The organism is Clostridium cibarium (assembly GCF_014836335.1).
Lineage (GTDB): Bacteria > Bacillota > Clostridia > Clostridiales > Clostridiaceae > Clostridium > Clostridium cibarium.
In genome coordinates this window covers 87,787-108,674 of sequence record NZ_JACSRA010000011.1, presented here as the reverse complement: position 1 = coordinate 108,674, position 20,888 = coordinate 87,787, and the positions used below count along the sequence as shown (strand labels likewise).

At 29.7% G+C, this 20,888-nt stretch carries 20 protein-coding genes; 11 read left to right on the top strand and 9 right to left on the bottom strand.

The window, feature by feature from the left end; genetic code table 11:
* Positions 1 to 130 precede the first annotated feature (130 nt).
* Positions 131 to 2,344 carry a YhgE/Pip domain-containing protein gene (locus H9661_RS09020; RefSeq protein WP_191768373.1) on the top strand — a complete coding sequence of 738 codons (2,214 nt, stop codon included), beginning with the start codon at positions 131 to 133 and terminating at the stop codon, positions 2,342 to 2,344.
* A 47-nt stretch (positions 2,345 to 2,391) separates the two neighbouring features.
* Here the strand turns inward: H9661_RS09020 and H9661_RS09015 are convergent, their stop codons facing one another.
* From H9661_RS09015 to H9661_RS09005, 3 genes are read right to left on the bottom strand one after another with little or no spacing between them, the layout of a single operon-like run.
* Positions 2,392 to 2,913: a J domain-containing protein gene (locus H9661_RS09015; RefSeq protein ID WP_143317296.1), complete on the bottom strand. Its 522-nt coding sequence runs from the start codon at positions 2,911 to 2,913 to the stop codon at positions 2,392 to 2,394.
* 43 nt (positions 2,914 to 2,956) lie between these two features.
* Entirely contained in the window at positions 2,957 to 3,823 is an 867-nt protein-coding gene (locus H9661_RS09010) for a DUF5685 family protein (RefSeq protein WP_191768371.1), read from the bottom strand.
* A gap of 10 nt (positions 3,824 to 3,833) precedes the next feature.
* On the bottom strand, positions 3,834 to 4,745 hold the full coding sequence (locus H9661_RS09005) for a patatin-like phospholipase family protein (RefSeq protein ID WP_143317299.1): 912 nt from the start codon (positions 4,743 to 4,745) through the stop codon (positions 3,834 to 3,836).
* 167 nt (positions 4,746 to 4,912) lie between these two features.
* On the opposite strand from H9661_RS09005, the gene H9661_RS09000 reads away from it, so the two are divergent.
* A complete protein-coding gene (locus H9661_RS09000; protein WP_191768370.1) occupies positions 4,913 to 6,670 on the top strand; it encodes a helicase-related protein in 1,758 nt (585 codons plus the stop codon).
* 48 nt (positions 6,671 to 6,718) lie between these two features.
* Here the strand turns inward: H9661_RS09000 and H9661_RS08995 are convergent, their stop codons facing one another.
* The 3 genes from H9661_RS08995 to zupT all read right to left on the bottom strand — a co-directional run bounded on the left by H9661_RS08995 (position 6,719) and on the right by zupT (position 8,036).
* Positions 6,719 to 6,982, bottom strand: coding sequence for a spore coat protein (locus H9661_RS08995; protein ID WP_143317303.1), 264 nt, complete (start codon positions 6,980 to 6,982; stop codon positions 6,719 to 6,721).
* An 18-nt stretch (positions 6,983 to 7,000) separates the two neighbouring features.
* Positions 7,001 to 7,177 carry a hypothetical protein gene (locus H9661_RS08990; RefSeq protein ID WP_185966831.1) on the bottom strand — a complete coding sequence of 59 codons (177 nt, stop codon included), beginning with the start codon at positions 7,175 to 7,177 and terminating at the stop codon, positions 7,001 to 7,003.
* A gap of 82 nt (positions 7,178 to 7,259) precedes the next feature.
* Positions 7,260 to 8,036 (bottom strand): zinc transporter ZupT, encoded by a 777-nt coding sequence (gene zupT / locus H9661_RS08985; protein WP_191768369.1) that lies wholly within the window; start codon positions 8,034 to 8,036, stop codon positions 7,260 to 7,262.
* Positions 8,037 to 8,202: 166 nt separating this feature from the next.
* Between zupT and H9661_RS08980 the strand changes: the two genes are divergently transcribed.
* The 6 genes from H9661_RS08980 (at position 8,203) to H9661_RS08955 (ending at position 14,834) form a co-directional block, all read left to right on the top strand.
* A complete protein-coding gene (locus H9661_RS08980; protein ID WP_185966832.1) occupies positions 8,203 to 9,303 on the top strand; it encodes an AI-2E family transporter in 1,101 nt (366 codons plus the stop codon).
* 83 nt (positions 9,304 to 9,386) lie between these two features.
* Positions 9,387 to 10,685, top strand: a complete 1,299-nt coding sequence (locus H9661_RS08975; protein WP_191768368.1) for a homoserine dehydrogenase — start codon at positions 9,387 to 9,389, stop codon at positions 10,683 to 10,685.
* An 87-nt stretch (positions 10,686 to 10,772) separates the two neighbouring features.
* Positions 10,773 to 11,249 carry a permease gene (locus H9661_RS08970; RefSeq protein WP_143317311.1) on the top strand — a complete coding sequence of 159 codons (477 nt, stop codon included), beginning with the start codon at positions 10,773 to 10,775 and terminating at the stop codon, positions 11,247 to 11,249.
* Position 11,250: 1 nt separating this feature from the next.
* Positions 11,251 to 11,781, top strand: a complete 531-nt coding sequence (locus H9661_RS08965) for a permease (protein WP_191768367.1) — start codon at positions 11,251 to 11,253, stop codon at positions 11,779 to 11,781.
* 79 nt (positions 11,782 to 11,860) lie between these two features.
* Positions 11,861 to 13,534 (top strand): cell shape-determining protein, encoded by a 1,674-nt coding sequence (locus H9661_RS08960; protein ID WP_423738981.1) that lies wholly within the window; start codon positions 11,861 to 11,863, stop codon positions 13,532 to 13,534.
* Between the two features lie 124 nt (positions 13,535 to 13,658).
* A complete protein-coding gene (locus H9661_RS08955; RefSeq protein WP_191768366.1) occupies positions 13,659 to 14,834 on the top strand; it encodes a GGDEF domain-containing protein in 1,176 nt (391 codons plus the stop codon).
* A gap of 19 nt (positions 14,835 to 14,853) precedes the next feature.
* Here the strand turns inward: H9661_RS08955 and H9661_RS08950 are convergent, their stop codons facing one another.
* From H9661_RS08950 to H9661_RS08940, 3 genes are all read right to left on the bottom strand, one after another.
* A complete protein-coding gene (locus tag H9661_RS08950) occupies positions 14,854 to 15,192 on the bottom strand; it encodes a P-II family nitrogen regulator (protein ID WP_143317316.1) in 339 nt (112 codons plus the stop codon).
* Positions 15,193 to 15,204: 12 nt separating this feature from the next.
* Positions 15,205 to 16,452, bottom strand: a complete 1,248-nt coding sequence (locus H9661_RS08945; RefSeq protein WP_191768365.1) for an ammonium transporter — start codon at positions 16,450 to 16,452, stop codon at positions 15,205 to 15,207.
* Positions 16,453 to 16,628: 176 nt separating this feature from the next.
* The gene (locus tag H9661_RS08940) at positions 16,629 to 17,426 is read right to left on the bottom strand and encodes a histidinol-phosphatase HisJ family protein (protein WP_143317320.1); all 798 of its coding nucleotides are present in this window, start codon (positions 17,424 to 17,426) and stop codon (positions 16,629 to 16,631) included.
* Between the two features lie 117 nt (positions 17,427 to 17,543).
* On the opposite strand from H9661_RS08940, the gene H9661_RS08935 reads away from it, so the two are divergent.
* From H9661_RS08935 to H9661_RS08925, 3 genes are all read left to right on the top strand, one after another.
* Positions 17,544 to 18,413 carry a DMT family transporter gene (locus H9661_RS08935; RefSeq protein WP_207729659.1) on the top strand — a complete coding sequence of 290 codons (870 nt, stop codon included), beginning with the start codon at positions 17,544 to 17,546 and terminating at the stop codon, positions 18,411 to 18,413.
* Between the two features lie 233 nt (positions 18,414 to 18,646).
* The gene (locus H9661_RS08930) at positions 18,647 to 20,527 is read left to right on the top strand and encodes an LTA synthase family protein (RefSeq protein ID WP_143317323.1); all 1,881 of its coding nucleotides are present in this window, start codon (positions 18,647 to 18,649) and stop codon (positions 20,525 to 20,527) included.
* Complete coding sequence (locus H9661_RS08925) at positions 20,520 to 20,765, top strand: hypothetical protein (protein ID WP_143317325.1); 246 nt, start codon at positions 20,520 to 20,522, stop codon at positions 20,763 to 20,765. Before H9661_RS08930 ends, H9661_RS08925 begins: the two co-directional genes overlap by 8 nt.
* Positions 20,766 to 20,888: the final 123 nt, after the last annotated feature.

The following is a 20,888-nucleotide window of genomic DNA, read 5'->3' as shown; positions in this document are numbered from 1 at the left end:
GAAAACATTTACAAAAAGAAAATAGACAATTAGTCATTTTTTTAGCAAAATAAACTTGACTATTAGTCATTTTAGGTGTAAATTTATAATTGTCAAATGGAAAAACACATAGAAGGAAGGAGGTATTAGAATGAATTTCTTAAAAATAGCAGGATCAGATATAAAAGGTATATTTAAAAATAGGTTTATAAGAGTAAGTGTCATAGCTATCATAATAGTGCCTTTATTATATTCTCTATTATATTTAGATGCCTTTTGGGATCCATATGGTAGATTAAAAGACATGCCTGTTGCTGTAGTAAACTTAGACCATGGTGCTAATTTAGATGGTAAATTTGAGAACTACGGTAATGACTTTGTTGATAAGCTTAAAGATGACAACAGAGTAGGTTGGAAATTCGTATCAGATGAAGATGCAAGTAATGGGTTAGAAGGTAATAAGTACTATGCAAAATTAGTAATTACTGAAAACTTTTCAAAGGACATAATAAGTGCCAAGGAGGGTGCTCCAAAGCAGGCAGATTTAAGATTTGTATGTAATGAAAAGAAAAACTTCTTAGCATCACAAGTTAACTCAAAGGTAGAAAGTGCCTTAAAGGAAGAAATAACAAAAACAGTTACTGAAACTTATGTGTCAGGTGCTTTTGATAATCTTTATAAGGTTAAAGATGGAATGGATGCAGCAGCTGATGGTAGTGGACAACTTAATGATGGACTTAATACAGCAAATGATGGTTCTAACAAATTAAATGATGGTCAGGTTCAACTTAATGATGGTATTTCAACATTAAATGACAAAGTTCCTGAACTAGCTTCTGGTGCAAATCAGTTAAGTAATGGAGCAAGTGCTTTGCAAAGCGGTACTAGTCAACTGTACGATGGGTTTACTAATCAAATTTATCCAGGAGTAAGGGATATAGATGGTGGTCTTAAATTTATGCAGTCTCAGCTTGCTGAAGGAAAAACTGAATTAGCTGAAAAATCTGCAGCACAATTAGCAAGTATTGAAAGCCAAAAAACTGAAACTTTAGCTCAAGTACAAGGGTATAAAGATAAATATGCAGCAATAAGAAGTGGTGTAGATGAACTTATTAAAGGATCCACAGATACAGCTACAAATTTAGCAACAGTAGAACAGTTGTTAAAAAGTGGTAGAACTCAAGATGCTCTTAAAATAGTTCAAGGAATAAACTCGAAAGTTCCAGAGTCGATGAAAAAGGCTAGCTATTTTACTAAAGAACTAGAAGATAACCAAAAAATGGTGGATTCGCTAGACCAAAAAGTTACAGACCAAACTGATAAGATTAAGGATTCTGCACTTAACAGTATTGGGTTAATTAATGGAAAGTTTACTGCATTAGATGAAGGAGTAGCTAAATTAAGTAAAGGATCAGGAGATTTAAAAACTGGTTTGACTAATACTTTTGGACCAGGGTTAGAAAAAGCTAATTCAGGTGCAGGTCAATTAAGTGAAGGTCTTAACACATTAAATTCAAAGGTTCCTGTATTGACTAGTGGAGTTTCTAAACTTTATGATGGTTCAAACAAATTAGTATCAGGTCAAAGTGACCTTAAAGATGGTATTACAAAACTTCATGATGGTTCAAATGAACTTGCTACTAAGCTTAAAGATGGTTCAGGTGAATTAAATGATGGATTGAAAAATACATCAGAAGATATGGGAACATTCGTTGCAACTCCAGTAAATCTAGAAGTTGCACCTATAAATCCAGTTCCTAACTATGGAACAGGTTTTGCACCATATTTTGCAAATCTATCTTTATGGATAGGAGCTATAATGATGTTCTTCGTAATTTCAGCTAAGACTGAACAATACGAAGGAGCAAGTAAGTTCGATAAGGCATTTGGTAAATTCTTATCCTTTGGATTTGTTGGAGTTTTACAAGCTGTTCTTGTTGGTGTAGTTATAATGGCTTTAGGCTTGGCTCCAGGAAATATTGGTTTATACTTTGGATCATTAATATTCTTCTCACTTGTGTATATTGCCATAGTTCAATGTTTAATTTCATTGTTCGGCGATGCAGGAAGATTATTAAGTATAGTACTACTAATCATGCAATTAACAGCATGTGCTGGTACATTCCCATTAGAATTAGTACCAAAATTCTTTGTAGTATTAAATCCATTTATGCCATTTACTTATTCAGTAGAAGCTTTAAGAGAAATAAGCTCTGCTACAGTAATTAACTACGGCGTAGTTGGAAAAGACTTCTTAATATTAGCAATAGTATTAATTGTTTTCTTAGCTACTTCTATAGCTGGTGCAACTTTTGGAGAAAAGATGCAAAGAGTGATTGAAGGAAGAAAAGAAGGGAACAACTAATAATAAAAAAGACTGGATTTCCAGTCTTTTTTTTATTTAATAAATTATTAACATAATCCGCCTTTGTTACTGCTGTTGTTATTGTTTCCACCACAAAGACCTGACATGCCACTTTGACTTTGAGTGGAAGATGTATTGCTATTTTTAAAGTTGCCGATTTTTTCATTTAACTTATTTATGGTTGCTGCATATTCATCGTTGTATGGATTTAAAGTAACAGCGTTTTTTATGTGATTAACACCAGATTCAATCCAACCTTTTTTGATTAAGAGTATTCCTTTTAAATAATTCCATTCTGCGGAAGAAAAGTCAGATACCATATTTAGTTTAGCTTCTGCTGCTACAAATTCATCTCTTTCTATAAGATCTCTTACCTCCTCACATGTCATAGTATTAGTGATAATTCTATAGGCTTCATTTGCCTCATTTATTTTTTCTTCATTAAAGGATTTAAAGGAATCATTTTCAAGATTATCTAGGTTGTAAGTTTCTAAAATGTTTGTATATGCATCTTTAATTTCCTTTTCAGAAGAGTGAGGTAATACACCCAAAACCTTATAAGGATCCATAAATATATACTCCTCATATTTATATTGATATATAGTAAATATATTATAACTTATAATAAATATTCATGTATTTTTCTATTAGTCCTCGATTTATGACATTATAAATAATGCCTTCATTTTTTTCTATAGGTAGTTCTTTTAAAAGGTCACTACAGTTCATGGCAAGACCCATTAAAAGAAAATCCATAGCTTCTTTGATTTCTTTAACTAGTCTTTCATAAGGTAGATTTTTTTTATTATATGATTTTTCAATAGGGTTAAACTTACCATTATCCATATCATTTGTCAAATCGTCTAAGGCATCTATAAGGTAAATCCATTTTCCAAAGGAATAACCAAAGGTATAAAGACTATTACGGATTTTAGGAGTATCCCTATTAAATGTAAAGGGAGCTTCCTTTAAAATTTCTCCAATTATATGCCCAAAGGGATGAGTTATTTCATCTAATGGAAAAGAATTATTTGAAGTTTCCATAGAATGTAGCTCGTTTAAGTTAGTCTTTACTATATTATCTATATTGTTGTAAATCATTTTTCTTTTGTAAGGAAGTAGAACTAGTGATATAGTTTTACTTACTAAATTATTATCATCTATAACGTCATCTAATGCATTATAATAAATTAATGCTATATTTAAATTAGCTGTGTAGGTCAAAGGAATATTTTCTTTAATGCAAGTTCTCTTTTTTATTGGATGCTTTATACAGGAAGAATTATAGGTGTTTGTGGGTTCTTTATATAAAGAATCAAGTAAAACTGCAAAGAATGTAGCATCGTAATTTAACCCTATTCTAGGAATATTGCCAAAGTTATTTTTTATAGCCATACAAAGACCGCAGTAATAATTTCTAAAGGTTTCATAATCCTTTATTTTAAGTTCGTCTTTAACTGGAGTTATATAACCAAACACAAAGGGCCTCCTATTTGAGAAATACATTTTTTATAAAATTGTTAGCTTTAGTTAAATCATATTTATAAGCCACATTTTTTAAAAAGTTTATTTGTTTATAGTCATCAAGTTCTATATCTATTGGAAGTTCAGGATTAATTCTAAAGTAATTGTCGCCAAGGAGTGTTTTTGAATAAAGATTTTCTAATGGGACAGCATCATTTAATAAAACAGATACTAAGGGTAACTTCACAGTGGAAAAGGGTCTTAGTGTCCAATTTAATATTCCCCAGTTTTTAGTGTTTTCTGAAATTTTCTTTGGAGAACTTCCAGTGCCAATTGATAGAACTCGAAAATCTTTTAAATTGTATTCTGGAAATTTATGAATCACAGTTATAACAGAAGCTATAGCAGGTGAATTTGTTATAATGCCTCCATCTATATAATTGTTATGAGAAGGAAAATAAGTTGGTGCAGCTGAAGTAGCAAGGGCAACATCTAGGATTTTCTCATTACAATGATATTTTTTGGAAAGATTATTAAAAAACACACCTTGCCAATGGTTTCTAGATACTCCCTTAACGTTGAAAGAGGGTATAAATACATATTTATCTAAATCACCAAGGGCTGTTTTATCATAACTTATTATGGAAGACATAAGCTTTTTTAGATTTCTATTTTTAAAGCGAGGATGAAAAAGGTTAATCCTCTTAGGGGTAAAAACATTTTTTGCATTTTCATATGAGAAAAGGTTATTAACTTCATCACTATTTAAACCAGCAGCTAAACCAAGTGAAATGAGCCCTCCTGATGAGGTGCCAGCAAAGAGTGCTGTTTTATCTACAAGGGTTGGATTATCAGTGCATAGCCTTTTTAATAGGCTTGTAGATAAAGCTCCCTTAACTCCACCTCCATCAAAAGAGATAATTCTAAAGGTAGACATAATGTCAGCCTCCTTTTAAAACTCTCTACAAATAATCTATGTAATAAAAAGAAAGTTGCTATTATAAATAAAGAAATTTTTAGAAAAACATTTTTTTTAGTATAATAAAAATATAGAAATGGAAAAAGATATAAATAGACTATATTCTATTGGAGGAAATTAATTATATGAAGAGAAATGCAGCACAAAGAGAATTTAAGAAACTTAAAAGTCAAATAAATCAAATAGAAGAGATAGCACATCATTCAAAAGGTGGAGCTCTTCATGAGCATGAATCTGCTGTAAGAAAAAAGATCCTTTTATTAATGGAGATGGAGAAGGATGGTTTTAAAGAATATGAAGAGGTATTCGATAGATATAATGAAATCCTAGAGCATATAGGCAAGAGGATTTTAGAAGATTATAATAAAAAGAATAACTGTGATTTCGATTATTATGAAGTTGCTAGAGGAAATTATAATTCTCTATTAAACTCAGGAATAATGACTGTACTTACAAAGCAGCATATTCCAAAGATGATATCTGAAGAATTTGAAAAGAACTTCCCTGAAAACCCTAAAGATGAATATAGGGAAGCTAGGGGGATTAATAGGCAGTTTATTATTCATCTAGGAGATACTAATACAGGTAAAACTTATAACGCCATAGAAAGATTAAAGGGGTGCAAAAATGGAGTTTATCTTTCTCCTCTTAGAATTTTAGCTTTAGAAAATTATGAAAGGTTAAATAAAGAAGGAGTAGTATGTGATCTTCAAACAGGAGAAGAAGAGCTTACTCATGAAGGTTCAACTCATGTATCTTGCACAATAGAAAAACTTAATTTAAAGAAACAATATGAAGTTGCAGTAATAGATGAAATTCAAATGATAGATGATTCTCAAAGAGGTGCAGCATGGAGCAGGGCGTTACTTGGAATAAGGGCTCGAGAAATTCATGTATGTGGTGCATTAAATGCAAAAGAGATCATAAAGAAAATATTAGATGATTGCAAAGATCCATATGAAATTAAGGAGTATAAAAGAAGTATTCCTCTTGAAGTTCAAGATAAGGAGTTTAGTCATAGAGATATAGAAGAAGGGGATGCAATAGTATTATTTTCTAAAAAGAGAGTATTAAGCTTAGCTCAGGAATATTCTGAAAGAGGAGAAAGGGCAAGTATAATTTATGGAGATCTTCCACCTGAAGTTAGAAGAAAACAGTATGAGCAATTTATAAATAAAGAGACAAAGATTTTAATTACCACAGATGCTATCGGTATGGGAGTTAATCTTCCTATAAGAAGGATAATTTTCCTATCAACTAAAAAGTTTGATGGAGAAGAGGTAAGAGAATTAACATCTCAGGAAGTTAAACAAATAGCAGGAAGGGCTGGAAGAAAAGGAATTTATGATGTAGGTTACGTTGCTGCTAGTGGTAACAATAGTGAATTCTTAAAGGATAAAATAAGAGAAAAGGATAGAGAGATAACAGAGGCCGTAATAGGACCATCAGAAGCTATTTTGAGAATTAAAACTTTGCCATTAATAGAAAAATTGGCTCTTTGGAGCACTAGAAAAGAAAAGCTTGATTATTATAGAAAGATGGATATTTCCGATTATATAATTATTTTAGATAGGCTAAAAAGATATAAGCTTAAAGAAGAAACTCAGTGGAAATTACTTAAAGTTCCTTTTGATGTAACTAATGATGATCTTATGGAACAGTTTTTATTTTATGTAGATGAGTTATTTATAGCTAAGCTTAAAGAGATATCTAGACCAACTGTTTTAAGTGGAACTTTAGACGAATTAGAAATATATTATCAAAAGATTAATATGTATTATTCATTTTGTAAATTGTTTAACTTAAAATTTGATGTTCAGTGGATTTATGACGAAAGAATTAATGTAAGTGAGCAAATTAATGAGATTTTAGTAAAACTTTAAAAACAAAGGAGGTATTTCAAAAGTTTGAAATACCTCTTAAAAATTATATTATTGACCAGGTTGCACCACTTGTGCAAATTTATTTTTAACTTTATCTATGGAACTTTGAGGAACTTGATCTGTTTTATACCAGCCTTTTTGAACCATAAGTTTATAAGTTTCGTTTTGTTTATCTAAGGTTTGATTCAATAATTTATTAAAATCATAACGAAGAGGGTCGGTACTAGCTTCTTGTACTCCAAGTTGATAAAGAGAAGCTAAACTTTTTTCAAGGGTTAATATTTCGTTTGTCATTTCTTTTTCTCCAAGCATTAGTAAATCACCTTCCTACTATTTTAATAGTTGATATAATGTTGATATGTTATGTTTATGATAATTTGCTAAGTTAGTAAAATGATTTTTAAGGTCCGCATCTTGAGTGCAGGAACTGTGATTTGAGCAGCTTTTTTGAGCTAATTCTTCAGCACCTAATAAATCTTCCAAATACAAAAGTTCTTTTTCTGTCATTGAAAATTACCTCCTTTAATCTTAGAAACAATTTTATTTTTCCCGTCATAAATGTTTATTATTCTTCATAAAAATCACCATATTATAAGAAAATATGGCTAATAGGAATAATGCAAATACCTAAAATTAAGGAAAATATATAAAGAAGATTAAATCCGTAAACTCTTGATTCTGGAATAAGTTCCTCAAAGGAAATATAAAGCATTATACCAGCTACAATTCCAAAAACTATACTTAAAATAAAGTCGTTTATATAAGGTTTTAAAAATAGAAAAGCTAATATTGCCCCAACAGGTTCTGCTATACCTGACAGGAATGTATATTTAAAAGCTTTACTTTTGCTTCTTGTTGAATAGTATATTGGCATAGCAATAGATACTCCTTCAGGAATGTTATGAAGAGCTATAGCTAAGGCTATGGAAATTCCAAGAGTGGTGCTTTGATAACCAGAAACATATGTTGCTATGCCTTCTGGGAAATTATGTAGCATTAATGCAATCATGGTTACAAAACCAACTCTATAAAGGTTTGTGTTGTTTTTATCTATAAGTTGTTTACTTTCTTCAGATGGAATAAAATGATCGATTAAAAAAGCTATTAATGTGCCAATAATAAGAAATAAAAGTGCTAATAAAACGCCATCAAATTTACCAAAGTTTTTGGATAAAGTTTCTTCAGCAGTAGGAAAAAGGTCTGTAAAAGAAATTGTTATCATTACTCCAGCAGAAAAGCTTAGAGCAAAGGTGATTAATTTTTTACTGCCAGATTTTGAAAAGAAAACTATAAAAGCCCCTATGACTGTAGATAATCCAGCAAAAAGGGAAAGAAATATTGGCATTATGGAATGAAAATCAAACATATTAAACTCCTACAAATTACTTATCAATAATATGTTTATTTTACAAAATATTAAAAATGCCCATTTTACTTTTTTTAATAAAAACTTATGATAAATAAGCTTGTATAATATCATTTTATATTTTATAATGCTTAATAATATAAATGGGAAAGGAGATACTAATAGTATGATAAGTTTCTTTAAAAGTATAGGAGAATATCTTTCGCCAGAATTAATAAATAATACTAGAAGATTGTTTAAATTTTTATTAGTTTATACTATAGGTTTTTTTATATTGCTATTTGGAATTAAATATGCAGTTCCATTAGTAATAGCTTTAATTATAGCATTAATATTAAGACCTATTAAAAACAGAATACTATCAATAAATAAAAGATTTAAAAAATTTAAACTAACAGAAGGTTTTGTATCTTTAGTATTAACCCTTTTATTAGTAAGTATTTTGGGTATATTACTATTTTTTATAGGATATCAAATAATAGATCAGCTTAAAAATTATTATACATATATAACTGATAAAGAAACAATGAATAATGTACTAAGTGTAGCTAAGGAAAAAGTTCAAGATATTTTAAATAATGTAGATAATATAAATCCTGATATAGCTCAAAACATTAATGAAGGAGTTTCAAAAATTATTTCAGCTGGAACATCAATTATAGCAAAGCTCGTTCAAAATATAATAAATATAATAGTTTCAATACCAACTGGTGTGATTATAACTATTATTACAATAGTCTCTACATTCTTTGTTACTAAAGAAATAGATAATATTCTTGTTAAAATTAAAGGTGCTTTTTCAGAAAAAGGTTTAATTCTAATGAGAAGCCTAAAGAAAAAGAGAAATGAAATCTTTGGGGGATATATAAAAGCTTATTCTATTATACTTACTGTAATCGGAATATATAGTTCCTTCATTTATATGGTAATAGGTATGAAATATGCTGTTGTTATAGGAATATTAACAGCGGTTTTAGATGCTCTTCCACTAATTGGAGCAGGTATGGTTTATAGCGTTATTGCCATTATAAACTTAGCTTCTGGTAATATAAAGGGAGCCATAATAATGGTTATAGGATATATAGGAGCAGTTGCTATTAGACAATTCTTAGAGCAAAAACTAGTATCTTCATTTTTAGGTGTTCATCCATTAGTTATTATTATTGCATTGTTCTTAGCTTTTACACCTGTAGGTTTTCTTGGAACCTTTTATTTCCTTGGGGCTTTTGTTTTATATGGAACCATTAAAGGGGAAAAAGATGTATAGAGTCTAGAAAGTTTGCTAGAAAAGTAATATAATAAAAAAGTATATAAAAAGTTGGGGAAAAGTAAGAAGGGGGAAATGTAAATATGAAAAAGGTAAAGATAGCATTATTAGGTTTAGGTAATGTTGGGCGTGGCGTTTGGAATATCTTAAAAGAAAACGAAGAAGAGATAATGAAGCGTTCTGGATTTAAAGTTGAAGTAGCTAAAGTCCTTGTAAGAGACATAAATAAGCCAAGAGGAGTAGAAGTACCAGATGGAATAGTTACAACAGATTTTAATGAAATTTTAAATGATGATTCTATTAAAATCGTGGTTGAAGTTATGGGTGGTATAGAACCAGCTAGAGAATATATGCTTAAGTCTATGAGCAGAAAAAAACAAATTGTAACAGCAAATAAGATGCTTCTAGCAACTAATGGGGATGAACTTTACAAGAAAGCAGATGAAGAAGGTGTAATGTTCAATTATGAAGCTAGTGTAGCAGGTGGTATACCAATAATTCAAGCTATTAATGAAAGTTTAACTGGAAATAAAATAAAAGAATTATATGGGATAGTAAATGGAACAACTAATTTTATATTAAGTAAAATGGAACTTGAAAATGGCAAGTTTGATGATGTGTTAAAACTTGCTCAAGAAATGGGATATGCAGAAGCAGATCCAACTTCAGATATAGAAGGATATGATGCTCAATATAAATTAGCTATTTTAGCATCTTTAGCTTTTGGAACTAAGATCGATGTTTCTAAGGTTTATAGAGAAGGAATAACTAAGATAACAGATGTAGACATGGAATATGCAAAAAGCTTTGGAATGGTAATAAAATTACTTGCAATAGCAAAAGATGTAGATGGACAGCTTGAACTTCGTGTACATCCAACTATGATTCCAGAAACTCATCCGCTAGCAAATGTATATGATTCCTTTAATGCAGTATTTATAAAAGGAAATGCCGTAGGAGATTTAATGTTCTATGGAAGAGGTGCAGGAGACTTACCTACAGGAAGTGCTGTAGTTGCAGATATAATATCAATTGTAAGAACAAACATAGATGTAGATAATCCTATTTCGGTTGTTAAGAACAATTTATGGAATAAAGAGATTATGGATGTAGCTAATGTGGAAAGCAAATACTACATTAGAGCTACTGTTCAAGATAGACCAGGTGTTTTAGGTGAGGTAAGTGCAGTATTTGGAAACTATGAAGTTAGTATGCACTCTGTAATCCAAAAGGGTGAAATAAAAAATAAGAGTAAAGTTGCTTTAGTATTAGTTACTCATATGACAACTGAAGAAAAGGTGAGAAAAGCCTTAGATGAATTAAGTAAGTTAAATGCAGTTGAAAGTATAGAAAATTTAATAAGAATAGAGGAATTTGAGTAGAGAGAGCCTTAGGGCTCTTTTTTTAGTGCACAATGGAGAGTGGTATATTATATTATTATATTAGTAAATAATTGTTGGAGAAAAATTATGGTTCAAGGTATATTGTATGTTTTAGCTGCAGTTTTAACTATAATATCTTTTATTAAAGATAAGGAGAAGACAAAAAAGGCATTAATCAAGGGATGGAAGGCATTTGAAGGCATTTTGCCAATGGTACTTTGTGTAATGACAGCAGTAGGAATTTCCTTAAGTTTTGTTAATGAAGATACCATTGTAAATTTTATTGGACCAAGCTCTGGGATTATAGGAGTATTGTTATCTACTTTAATAGGAGCAGTTACCATGATGGCAGGTTTTATAGCTTTCCCCTTAGGAGCAATTCTTATAGACAAAGGTGCTGGAGTTCCACAGGTTGGAGCTTTTGTTTCTGCTATAATGATGATAGGATTATTAACTATCCCATTAGAAGAAAAGTACTGGGGTAAAAAAGCCACCTTAATGAGAAATCTTTTTGGTGTAGTAGTGGCTTTAATGGTAGCAATGGCATTGGAGATATTGTGGTAAGATGTATATACTTAAAAGATATAAATATGTGATTGTATGTATAATGATTTTATTAATCATGTATTTAATTAATCATGAAGTAGGTATTTTAGCTATTAAAGGAACTTTAAATAATGTATGGGAGCTTATAAAGCTTGTGCCTCCAGTCTTTGTTTTGCTTGGACTTATGGATATATGGATACCTAGAGAAAGGATGATGAAATTTTTAGGGGAGGAATCTGGTGTTAAAGGTGGTATTGTAGCATTTTTAATTGGCTCCTTTGCAGCAGGACCTATATATGCAGCTTTTCCTGTTGCAGCTATGTTCCTTAGAAAAGGAGCATCTATAAAAAACGTTATGATATTTACAGGAGCTTGGGCTTCAACAAAGGTGCCTATGTTATTAATTGAAATATCCTCTCTAGGGATAAAGTTTACTTTAATAAGATTAACAGTTGAAATTATTAGTATTATAATAATTGCTTATATTATAAATAAAAGTCTTTCAAAAGATGAAAAAAATGAAATTTATAAAAATGCAAAAAAACTTTAAATATTATATGGTTTTAAATAACTTTTTATGTTATAATTGAAACACTTTAATAATGAGTATAGAAAAGGGTGGAGAGTTTATGAATAATGGCAATTTTTACGAAGAAAAAATAAGAGATATTCTATCTATGTTTTTGGGAAGATTTAAGAGAAATAAAAATATTAATGCAAAAAGAGGATCGGTAAAAGGATATCTTAAGGGACTATTCTTTATATATGTGGTTATTGCTTTACTTGAGCTTTTAAATTCACATTTAATTCTTGATGTTAGCTTAAATGCATTTATAATTGTAATTCCTTTTGTTTTATTCTCCATAATATATGGATTAACTCACTCTATGAAAAAATTAGGTTTAGTAGGCTTAGCGGCAGCTATAATTTATGCTGGTTTATCATTATACTTTAGTCCAATTATCAGTTATAAAGATCATAGAAATTTAATTGGCACAGTGGATGAAGTAGAGTTTTCAAAGGAAATAGATCATATTGATTTAAAACAACTTCCAACAATAGATAAAGAACTTGCAGCAAAATTAGCTGATAAAAAACTTGGAGAGATACCTTCGTTAGGTAGTCAAGTAACTATAGGAGAGTTAAATTTACAAAGTTTAGATGGTGAACTTTATTATGTAGCTCCACTTGAACATTCATCATTAATTAAGTGGATTACAAATAGTAAAGGTACAAGCGGTTATATTAAGGTAAGTGCAACAAACGAAAATGATGTGCAATTAGTTACAGAGCTTAATGGTGAAGCATTAAAAATAAAATATTTAGATTCGGCATATATTTTAAGTGATCTACACAGAGCAGCATATCTTAGAGATATGAAAGCTGGACATACCGATTTTACTTTTGAGCTTGATGATGAAGGAAAACCTTATTGGGTTATAACAAGATATGATAATGCTATTGGATTTAAAGAAAAAAAGGCTATTGGGGCTTTGATAATGGATGCACAAACTGGAGATTCAGAGATTTATGATATAGATAACATGCCTTCATGGGTAGATAGAATTCAACCAGAAAATTATATCTTAAATTATGTAGACAAATGGGGAGAATTAGTTCATGGGGTGTTTAATTTTGGTGATAAGGACAAACTTAAGTCAACAGATGATATGAATGTTATTTTTAATAAAAATGAGTGTTTCTATTATACAGGAATTACTTCTGTAGGTAACGATGAAGGCTTAGTTGGATTTATGTTAACAAATACAAAAACAGGAAAGACAACTATGTATAAAACAGCAGGAGCTACAGAAAGTGCTGCTATGAAATCAGCAGAAGGTAAAGTTCAGCAATATGGCTATAGAGCTACATTACCATATTTAATTAATATACAAGGTGAAGCAACATACTTTACTACATTGAAAGATTCAAATGGATTAGTTAAGCAGTATGCAATGGTGGATGTAAAAAATTATAATACTGTAGCAGTAGCAGATACTGTTCAAGGTGCCTTAAATAAATATTTAGATGTACTTGCAAGTAGCAATGTTTCATTAGATGGTTCAAATAAAACAGAAGCCATTGAAGGTGAAGTTGAAAGAATAGGTGTAGTCATTAAAGACGGTGTTAGTATATATGATATAAAACTAAAGAATCAAGAGAAAGTATTTACAGTGTCTACAGATAGTTCTAGAGAAGTGGCTTTAAGTAAAGTTGGTGATAGAGTTTCTATAAAATATATGAGCGTTAAGGATAGTAAATATATAATAGTAGATAATTTTGAAAATTTAAGTCTAAAGTAGTAGAATGAATAAGATATCTAAAAGTTATACATGTTTTAACTTTTAGATATTTTTTATTGCATTTTTATGTAAAAGTTGTATAATAATGGGGAACGGTAAGAATATTTCCAACTAGGAGGGGAGAATGAAAACTAATAATAAGATTGTATTATTAATCCTCTTGATCATAAGCACTTCAAACTTCTTATACCTGAATTCGATTATTGATGACTTTCATTTGGATAGATTTACAATAGTAAATTTAGTACTTGAATATCTTACAGCTCTTGGACTTATTTTTCTATTATATAAGGCTATGAAAAAAAAATCTGAATTTGAGAAAGAAGATATAAATTATAACTGCTTTGAAAATTTTTTTATTAAAAGAGATGTATCAAAAAAAATAACTGAAAATAAGTATGAAAAATTACTAAACTGTATAGATATTGGATATGCTTATTTCAAAATAGTAAGAGATGAATTGGGAAATTTAGAGGATGCTGAAGTTTTGGAGGTGAATAAAGCATTAATAGGTATATTAGAAGAAAGAAGAGAAGCACTACTGAAGTATTCTTTAAAGACTTTTTTAACTAAATATGTTGGGAAAGAATATGATTATGAAAAAGCGTTGAAGGATATAGAAGAGGATGGTCAGTATAAACTTGAAGATTATATAAGCATAGGAGATAATAAATGGATTAAAATTTCTATATGCAGAATGAAAAACGATACCATTGCAGTTATAATTATAGATGTTAGTGACAGAAAAAGTTATTTAGATGAAATGCGATACTTAGCTAACTATGATGTGTTAACTGATACTAAAAATAGATATAGTATATATAATCATATGACTAATTTAAAGAAGAGGAAAAAAGACTTTGCTATTTTCTTTTTGGATTTAGATAATTTTAGAATGTTAAATGATAATTTAGGACATAATCTAGGGGATCAAGTTCTTCATAAGGTAGCAGCCATTTTACGAAAGCATGAAAATGAAGCTATAAGTATAGGTAGATTAGGTGGGGATGAATTTTTGATAATACTAGAAGATAATATTTCTAAGGAGAACATCGAAAGATTAGGACAAGCTATTTTAAGATCTTTAAATACTTATTATATTAATCAAGAAAGTTATTCTTATAATATTAAAGCCAGTTTAGGGGTTAGCATATTTAATAGGGATACTGATGATATTGGGACACTAATAAAGTTTGCAGATATTGCAATGTATCATAGCAAAAAGAATGGCGGAAATAATATAAGTATATTTAAAGGAGAAATGTTAAAAAGTGAAATGAAAAAGAAGGAAAACTTTTAGTTATCCTTCTTTTTGGTATTTATAAAGCTTCTTTACCTCTTTCTCCTGTTCTGATTCTTATACAATCTTCTACATTTGAGATGAATATTTTACCGTCACCAACTTCACCAGTTCTAGCGACTTTTATTATAAGATCAACAATATTATCTACATTATCATCATCAACTATTAATTTGATTTCTATCTTAGGTAGAATATTTATTAAAACCTTATTGCTTCTATACTGTTCTGTCCAACCCATTTGTTGACCACAGCCTAAAACTTGAGATATGGTAAGTCCTGATATTTTGGCTTCATGTAGTTCATCTTTTAGAGCTTCTAGCCTTGAAGGACGAATTATTGCTTCAATTTTCTTCATATTATTACCTCCTTAGTCAAGTCTTGTAAATGATGGGTAAGCAGTTTCACTGTGTTCAGATATATCTAATCCATTAGCTTCATCTGCTTCAGATACTTTAAGATCCATAAATAATTGAATAACCTTAAGTATGATAAATGTCATAATAGATGCAAGGGCAATTGTTACTATAATACTTATAATTTGTACTACAAAAAGGTGAACATCACCAAAAATAAGACCGTTCCATTGAGCTGCTGGGTTTATTGAAGCTTGAGTGAAAATTCCTGTTGCAATTCCTCCCCAAACACCACCAATACCGTGACATCCAAATGCATCTAAGGCATCATCATATCCAAATTTAGATTTAACTACTGACATAAAGAAGAAGCAAATAGGACTTACTAAAGCTCCAATTATTAAAGAAGACCAAATAGGTACAAATCCAGCACCAGGGGTTATAGCGACAAGTCCAACTACTGCACCAGTAGCAGCCCCTAGTAAAGTCGTTTTTCCAAATTTGATTTTTTCAATTAACATCCACGAAAGTAATGCAGCAGCTGCAGAAGTATTAGTAGTTAGAAGAGCATGCACAGCAAGTTCTCCTGAACCTAAAGCACTTCCAGCGTTAAATCCAAACCAACCAAACCATAGAAGAGCAGCACCTAAAAATACAAAAGGTATATTATGAGGTTTGTAGGAGATTAGCCCATAACCACGTCTTTTGCCTAAGATAATGCAGGCAACAAGTCCAGAAATACCAGAACTTATATGAACAACATTACCACCAGCGAAGTCAACAGCACCTAATTCTCTTAAGATTCCACCGTCACCCCATACCATATGTGCAAGAGGGTAGTAAACTAATAACAACCATGCAGTTATAAAGATAAATAGAGAACTAAATTTCATTCTGCCAATTAAAGCTCCTGTGATTAATGCAGGAGTAATAATTGAAAACATCATTTGAAAAGCTGCAAAAAGTGTTTCGGGAATGGTTGCTGCGTAAAGCTCATTAGGTTCCATACTAACGCCGTTAAAAAATAAATGATTAAATCCACCGATTATTCCTTTTATATTATCACCAAAAGATAATGAATAACCAACTACTATCCATAATACAGAAGCAAGTCCACATATAAAGAAAGATGAAAGAATAGTATTTAATACATTTTTACGTCTAACCATGCCTCCATAGAAAAATGCAAGTCCGGGAGTCATTAAAAATACTAAAGCCGTACTTACTAATACAAAAGCACTATCTCCTAAATTTGTTGTCATAATATATCATTCCTTTCTAAAAAAATGGAGATAGCGATTGTGTCTTTTAAGACATAATCACTATCTCCTTTGATAGCTGTTATTTAAATTTTATGTGTACATGATATCAAAAATTAAAAAATAAAGAAATACTTTTAATTGTTTATTAACACAAATTCTATGATATTAACATTTTGTTAATATATCTTGGTGAATTTTGGTTCCATTTTAGTAAATTCACATACATATTTAAATCCTAATTCTTTAAGATAATTATGAACTTGCTGAAACTTTGTAGCTATATCCTTAGTTACGTGGGAATCAGATCCAACAGTTAATATTTCTCCACCTAGTTCTTTGTAGAGTTTAAGTATATAAGTAGATGGTGTTAAATCAGGAAGGCCATATCTAAAACATGAAGTATTAACTTCTATTCCTTTTCCATCTTCAATTACCTGTTTTAATATTGACTTAAAGTAATCAGAAAAAATAGAGTCATCTAAGATAGTAGGGTAATCTCCATATCTTTTAATTAAATCTAAGTGACCAAGAACTGAATAATCTTTATAATTTTTTATTATATTAAATAATGTTGAATAATATTTATCATAGACTTCTTCTTGAGTTTTACCTTTGTGGTAGTCACATGTATAAAGCTCTAATCTTTCTAAAGTATGAATTGAAGCTATTATAAAATCAAAATCATGAGATTGTATTTCTTTTGAACATCTGTGGAGAATGTGAGGCTGTAAGCCAATTTCTAAACCTTTTTTTATTGAGATGTTTTTTCTATATTTTTCTTTATAGAAACATAATTCTTCAAAGTATTTATCGTAATCTATAAAAACATTAGGGTTTCCTATAATATCGTAATCTACGTGATCGGTAAAGCAAATTTCATTTAATCCTAAGTCTATTGATTTAACAATCATAGATTCCATAGGGGTGATTGAGTCAGCTGAAAAATAGCTGTGCATGTGGTAATCATTGTACATTTTAATCCTCCTAAGTAATTACAACGTTATTATTATTATATATGTTTATGAAAGAATATACAATGAACTTATAATTTGCTAAACTAAATATACTACAAAATACTGGAGGTGAAACAATTGGATTTTAGTAGTAGAACGAAGGGAATAGTATTTATAACTTTATCTGCTTTTGGTTTTGCAGCTATGTCGGCATTCGTAAAGTTAGCAGGGGATTTACCTCCCTTTGAAAAAACATTTTTTAGAAATTTAGTATCTTTATTTATTGCTCTTGTTATGATTATAAAAAGCAAAGAAAGCCTTTTTGGAAAGAAAGAAAATCAAAAACTTCTTGTATTAAGGTCAACCCTCGGTACAGCAGGAATAGTATTTAACTTTTATTCTATAGATCATTTAGTTTTATCTGATGCAAATATGTTAAATAAGTTAAGTCCATTTTTTGTAATAATATTTTCAGCTTTATTTTTACATGAAAAGATAAAACCTAAACAGATAATTGGATTAATAATAGCTTTCATAGGAGTTTTATTTGTGGTTAAACCACGATTTAATTTAGAAATAATGCCAGCTTTAATAGGAATTCTTGGAGGAGTAACAGCTGCTGGAGCGTATACCTGTGTTAGAGCATTAAGTGGAAAAGAAAAGCCACAGACAATAGTGTTTTATTTTTCTTTTTTATCAAGCATAATGATATTTCCATTTATGATAGCAACATATGAATATATGACATTTACACAATTTTTATATCTTATGGGGGCAGGGCTTAGCGCTAGTCTTGGTCAATTTGGTATTACCTATGCATATAAATATGCACCTGCAAAGGAAATTTCTATATTTGACTATAGTAATATAGGATTTGCAGCTATATTTAGCTTCTTTATATTTGGAATTTTACCTGATGCATGGAGTTTTGTTGGATATGGAATAATATTTTTAGCATCTTTGTATATATTTATTTATAACAAGAGATTGGATGAAAAGAAAAACTGAATTTAAAATGGAAAAAAAGTCTGGCTATTAAAGTCAGACTTTTCATTGTGTTACGTGAGAATGAGAATATATTATCATTCAAGATAACATTAACATTGTGAGATCATTTTTATTATGTGTAAAAAATTTATATGTATACCCAAAAAATTAAGAAATATGAAATAATAATTAATTTTTAATATATTAAGTTTATGTTACTATAGCTATATAGATAAAATAAGGAGGACAAAATAATGTTGAACTATAAAGAAGAAGTAATTTATAGAAATATTCCTACTAGGATAAAAGATAAATTTTTTGAAGGTATAAAAAATAGAGATTTTTTACTTACTTTAGTAATTATATTGATAAAAACACTGTTATTTCTAGCTCTATTATCAGATGATAAGGCGAATGGAATACATTTAAAATCTATATTTTTCTCTATGCCACCACTTGGAGCATGGCTAGCTATTAATGCTGCTTTTGTAGCAATAGGGCTATTTTTTAATGGAAAGGTACAGAAATGGAGCTTTTGGACTTTAAATCTTTTATTCACGATACTAGTTATAGGGGATATGTGGTATTACAGATCAAATTCAGTATTCTTAAACTACCATATGTTTAGTATGACAAGTAATTTAGATAACTTAGGAAGTTCAATTGTATCAATGGTTAGACTTGTAGATGGATTATTCTTAATTGATTTAGTAATTATGGCTGTTAAAAATATAAAAAACAGAAAAACTTATACTAAGCATTCTAGAAATGTTATAGGTGCTTTATGTATTTTATTAGTTTCATTTTCGTTTTTGACATATTTACATATAAAATTAGATAGAAAAGCTGGTGGATTTGAAGGGCAATTTTTGTTTAGGACAAGCTGGAGCCCAAATCAAACAATGGGGAATTTAACTCCAATTGGATACCATATATATGATGGATATGATTTTTATCAGCAATCAAAGCCTTATAAATTTGATTCAAATGAAAAGGAAGAGGTTAGAAATACATTAACGAGTTTAAAGGAAAATAAACCGGATAATGAATATGCAGGAATGCTTAAAGGCAAAAACTTATTAGTAATACAATGGGAGTCTCTTGAAAATTGTGTAATTAATCAAAAAGTAGATGGACAAGAAATAACTCCAAATGTAAATAAGTTGCTTTCAAACTCTTTATATTTTAATAATTTTTATGAGCAAACATATGGAGGAACAAGCTCTGATGCAGAATTAATGACAAATACATCAGTTTTCCCAGTAAGAGAAGGTGCAACATTCTTTAGATATCCAACAAATACTTATAAATATTCTTTGCCTAATATTTTTAAGAATATGGGTTATAGTACTTTAGCATCACATCCTGATAAAGGATCATACTGGAACTGGATGACTAGCCTTAGATCTATGGGATACGAAAAGTTATTAGATGCATCAGACTATGATACCTCAGATGTTATAAATCTTGGAGTATCAGATGAAAGTTATTTAAAACAATTTGGCGAGGTAATTAAAAAGCAAAAGTCACCTTATATGGCATATACAATAACATTAACTAGTCATAGTCCTTTTGATATGCCTGAAAATGATAGATATCTAAAGCTTCCTGAAAATTTAGAGGGAACAAAACTTGGTGGATATTTTCAATCAATAAACTATACAGATAGATATATTGGAAAATTACTTAGTGATCTTGAAGAAAGTGGAGCTCTTGATAATACAGTTGTTGTAATGTATGGAGACCATGAAGGTGTTCATAAATTCTATGGTGATGAAGTAAGTGCTACTAAGGGATTAGAACCTTGGATGGAGAAAGACGATAGAAAAATTCCTTTAATAGTTTATAACAAAGATATTCAAGGAAAAACATTTTCGGTAAAAGGTGGACAAGTAGATACATTGCCAACTGTAGCTTATTTATTTGGAGCACCAAAAGAACAATATTCAAGCAACTTAACTATAGGAAGAAACCTTCTTAATACAAATAAAGATTACGCTTTATTATCAAATTATGATTTAAAGCAAGATGGACTTACTCCAGAAGAACAAGAGAAGGTAAAGAGTCTTATAGGTATTAGTGATAAGATGATTAGAGGAAATTATTATAGAGATGAGGCGGATTTAAATGACTAAAAAGATTATATTATATATTTTAATTGGATTATGTTTTATTATGCCTATGATATCTGTTGAAGGAATTATTCCTTGGATTATTGCGATATTCTTAATAAGCAGGAGCTTTAAAGCATTTAAAGAAAAGAAGAACTTGAAACCAGTAATATTAAATACTATTTACTGTGGTGGACTGATACTGATTTATAATGTTTTAGCTAGAAATATAGAAAGAATTTTAGTAAAGATGTGGATGTAGCAGGTATAAAATAATACGATAAATCTTAAAATAAGACTATTACTACTTGATTATATTTGACAAGGTTTGCTTGCAGGAGTAAAATTAAGAAAAAGATACATACCCCTAAGGGGTATAAGGAGG

What these genes read in the sequence shown, in the direction of transcription:
- H9661_RS09020 (WP_191768373.1), top strand. Translation starts at nt 131, where the DNA reads ATGAATTTCTTAAAAATAGCAGGATCAGATATAAAAGGTATATTTAAA.
- H9661_RS09015 (WP_143317296.1), bottom strand. Translation starts at nt 2,913, where the DNA reads ATGGATCCTTATAAGGTTTTGGGTGTATTACCTCACTCTTCTGAAAAG.
- H9661_RS09005 (WP_143317299.1), bottom strand. Translation starts at nt 4,745, where the DNA reads ATGTCTACCTTTAGAATTATCTCTTTTGATGGAGGTGGAGTTAAGGGA.
- H9661_RS09000 (WP_191768370.1), top strand. Translation starts at nt 4,913, where the DNA reads ATGAAGAGAAATGCAGCACAAAGAGAATTTAAGAAACTTAAAAGTCAA.
- H9661_RS08995 (WP_143317303.1), bottom strand. Translation starts at nt 6,982, where the DNA reads ATGCTTGGAGAAAAAGAAATGACAAACGAAATATTAACCCTTGAAAAA.
- H9661_RS08990 (WP_185966831.1), bottom strand. Translation starts at nt 7,177, where the DNA reads ATGACAGAAAAAGAACTTTTGTATTTGGAAGATTTATTAGGTGCTGAA.
- zupT (WP_191768369.1), bottom strand. Translation starts at nt 8,036, where the DNA reads ATGTTTGATTTTCATTCCATAATGCCAATATTTCTTTCCCTTTTTGCT.
- H9661_RS08980 (WP_185966832.1), top strand. Translation starts at nt 8,203, where the DNA reads ATGATAAGTTTCTTTAAAAGTATAGGAGAATATCTTTCGCCAGAATTA.
- H9661_RS08975 (WP_191768368.1), top strand. Translation starts at nt 9,387, where the DNA reads ATGAAAAAGGTAAAGATAGCATTATTAGGTTTAGGTAATGTTGGGCGT.
- H9661_RS08970 (WP_143317311.1), top strand. Translation starts at nt 10,773, where the DNA reads ATGGTTCAAGGTATATTGTATGTTTTAGCTGCAGTTTTAACTATAATA.
- H9661_RS08965 (WP_191768367.1), top strand. Translation starts at nt 11,251, where the DNA reads ATGTATATACTTAAAAGATATAAATATGTGATTGTATGTATAATGATT.
- H9661_RS08960 (WP_423738981.1), top strand. Translation starts at nt 11,861, where the DNA reads ATGAATAATGGCAATTTTTACGAAGAAAAAATAAGAGATATTCTATCT.
- H9661_RS08955 (WP_191768366.1), top strand. Translation starts at nt 13,659, where the DNA reads ATGAAAACTAATAATAAGATTGTATTATTAATCCTCTTGATCATAAGC.
- H9661_RS08950 (WP_143317316.1), bottom strand. Translation starts at nt 15,192, where the DNA reads ATGAAGAAAATTGAAGCAATAATTCGTCCTTCAAGGCTAGAAGCTCTA.
- H9661_RS08945 (WP_191768365.1), bottom strand. Translation starts at nt 16,452, where the DNA reads ATGACAACAAATTTAGGAGATAGTGCTTTTGTATTAGTAAGTACGGCT.
- H9661_RS08940 (WP_143317320.1), bottom strand. Translation starts at nt 17,426, where the DNA reads ATGTACAATGATTACCACATGCACAGCTATTTTTCAGCTGACTCAATC.
- H9661_RS08930 (WP_143317323.1), top strand. Translation starts at nt 18,647, where the DNA reads ATGTTGAACTATAAAGAAGAAGTAATTTATAGAAATATTCCTACTAGG.
- H9661_RS08925 (WP_143317325.1), top strand. Translation starts at nt 20,520, where the DNA reads ATGACTAAAAAGATTATATTATATATTTTAATTGGATTATGTTTTATT.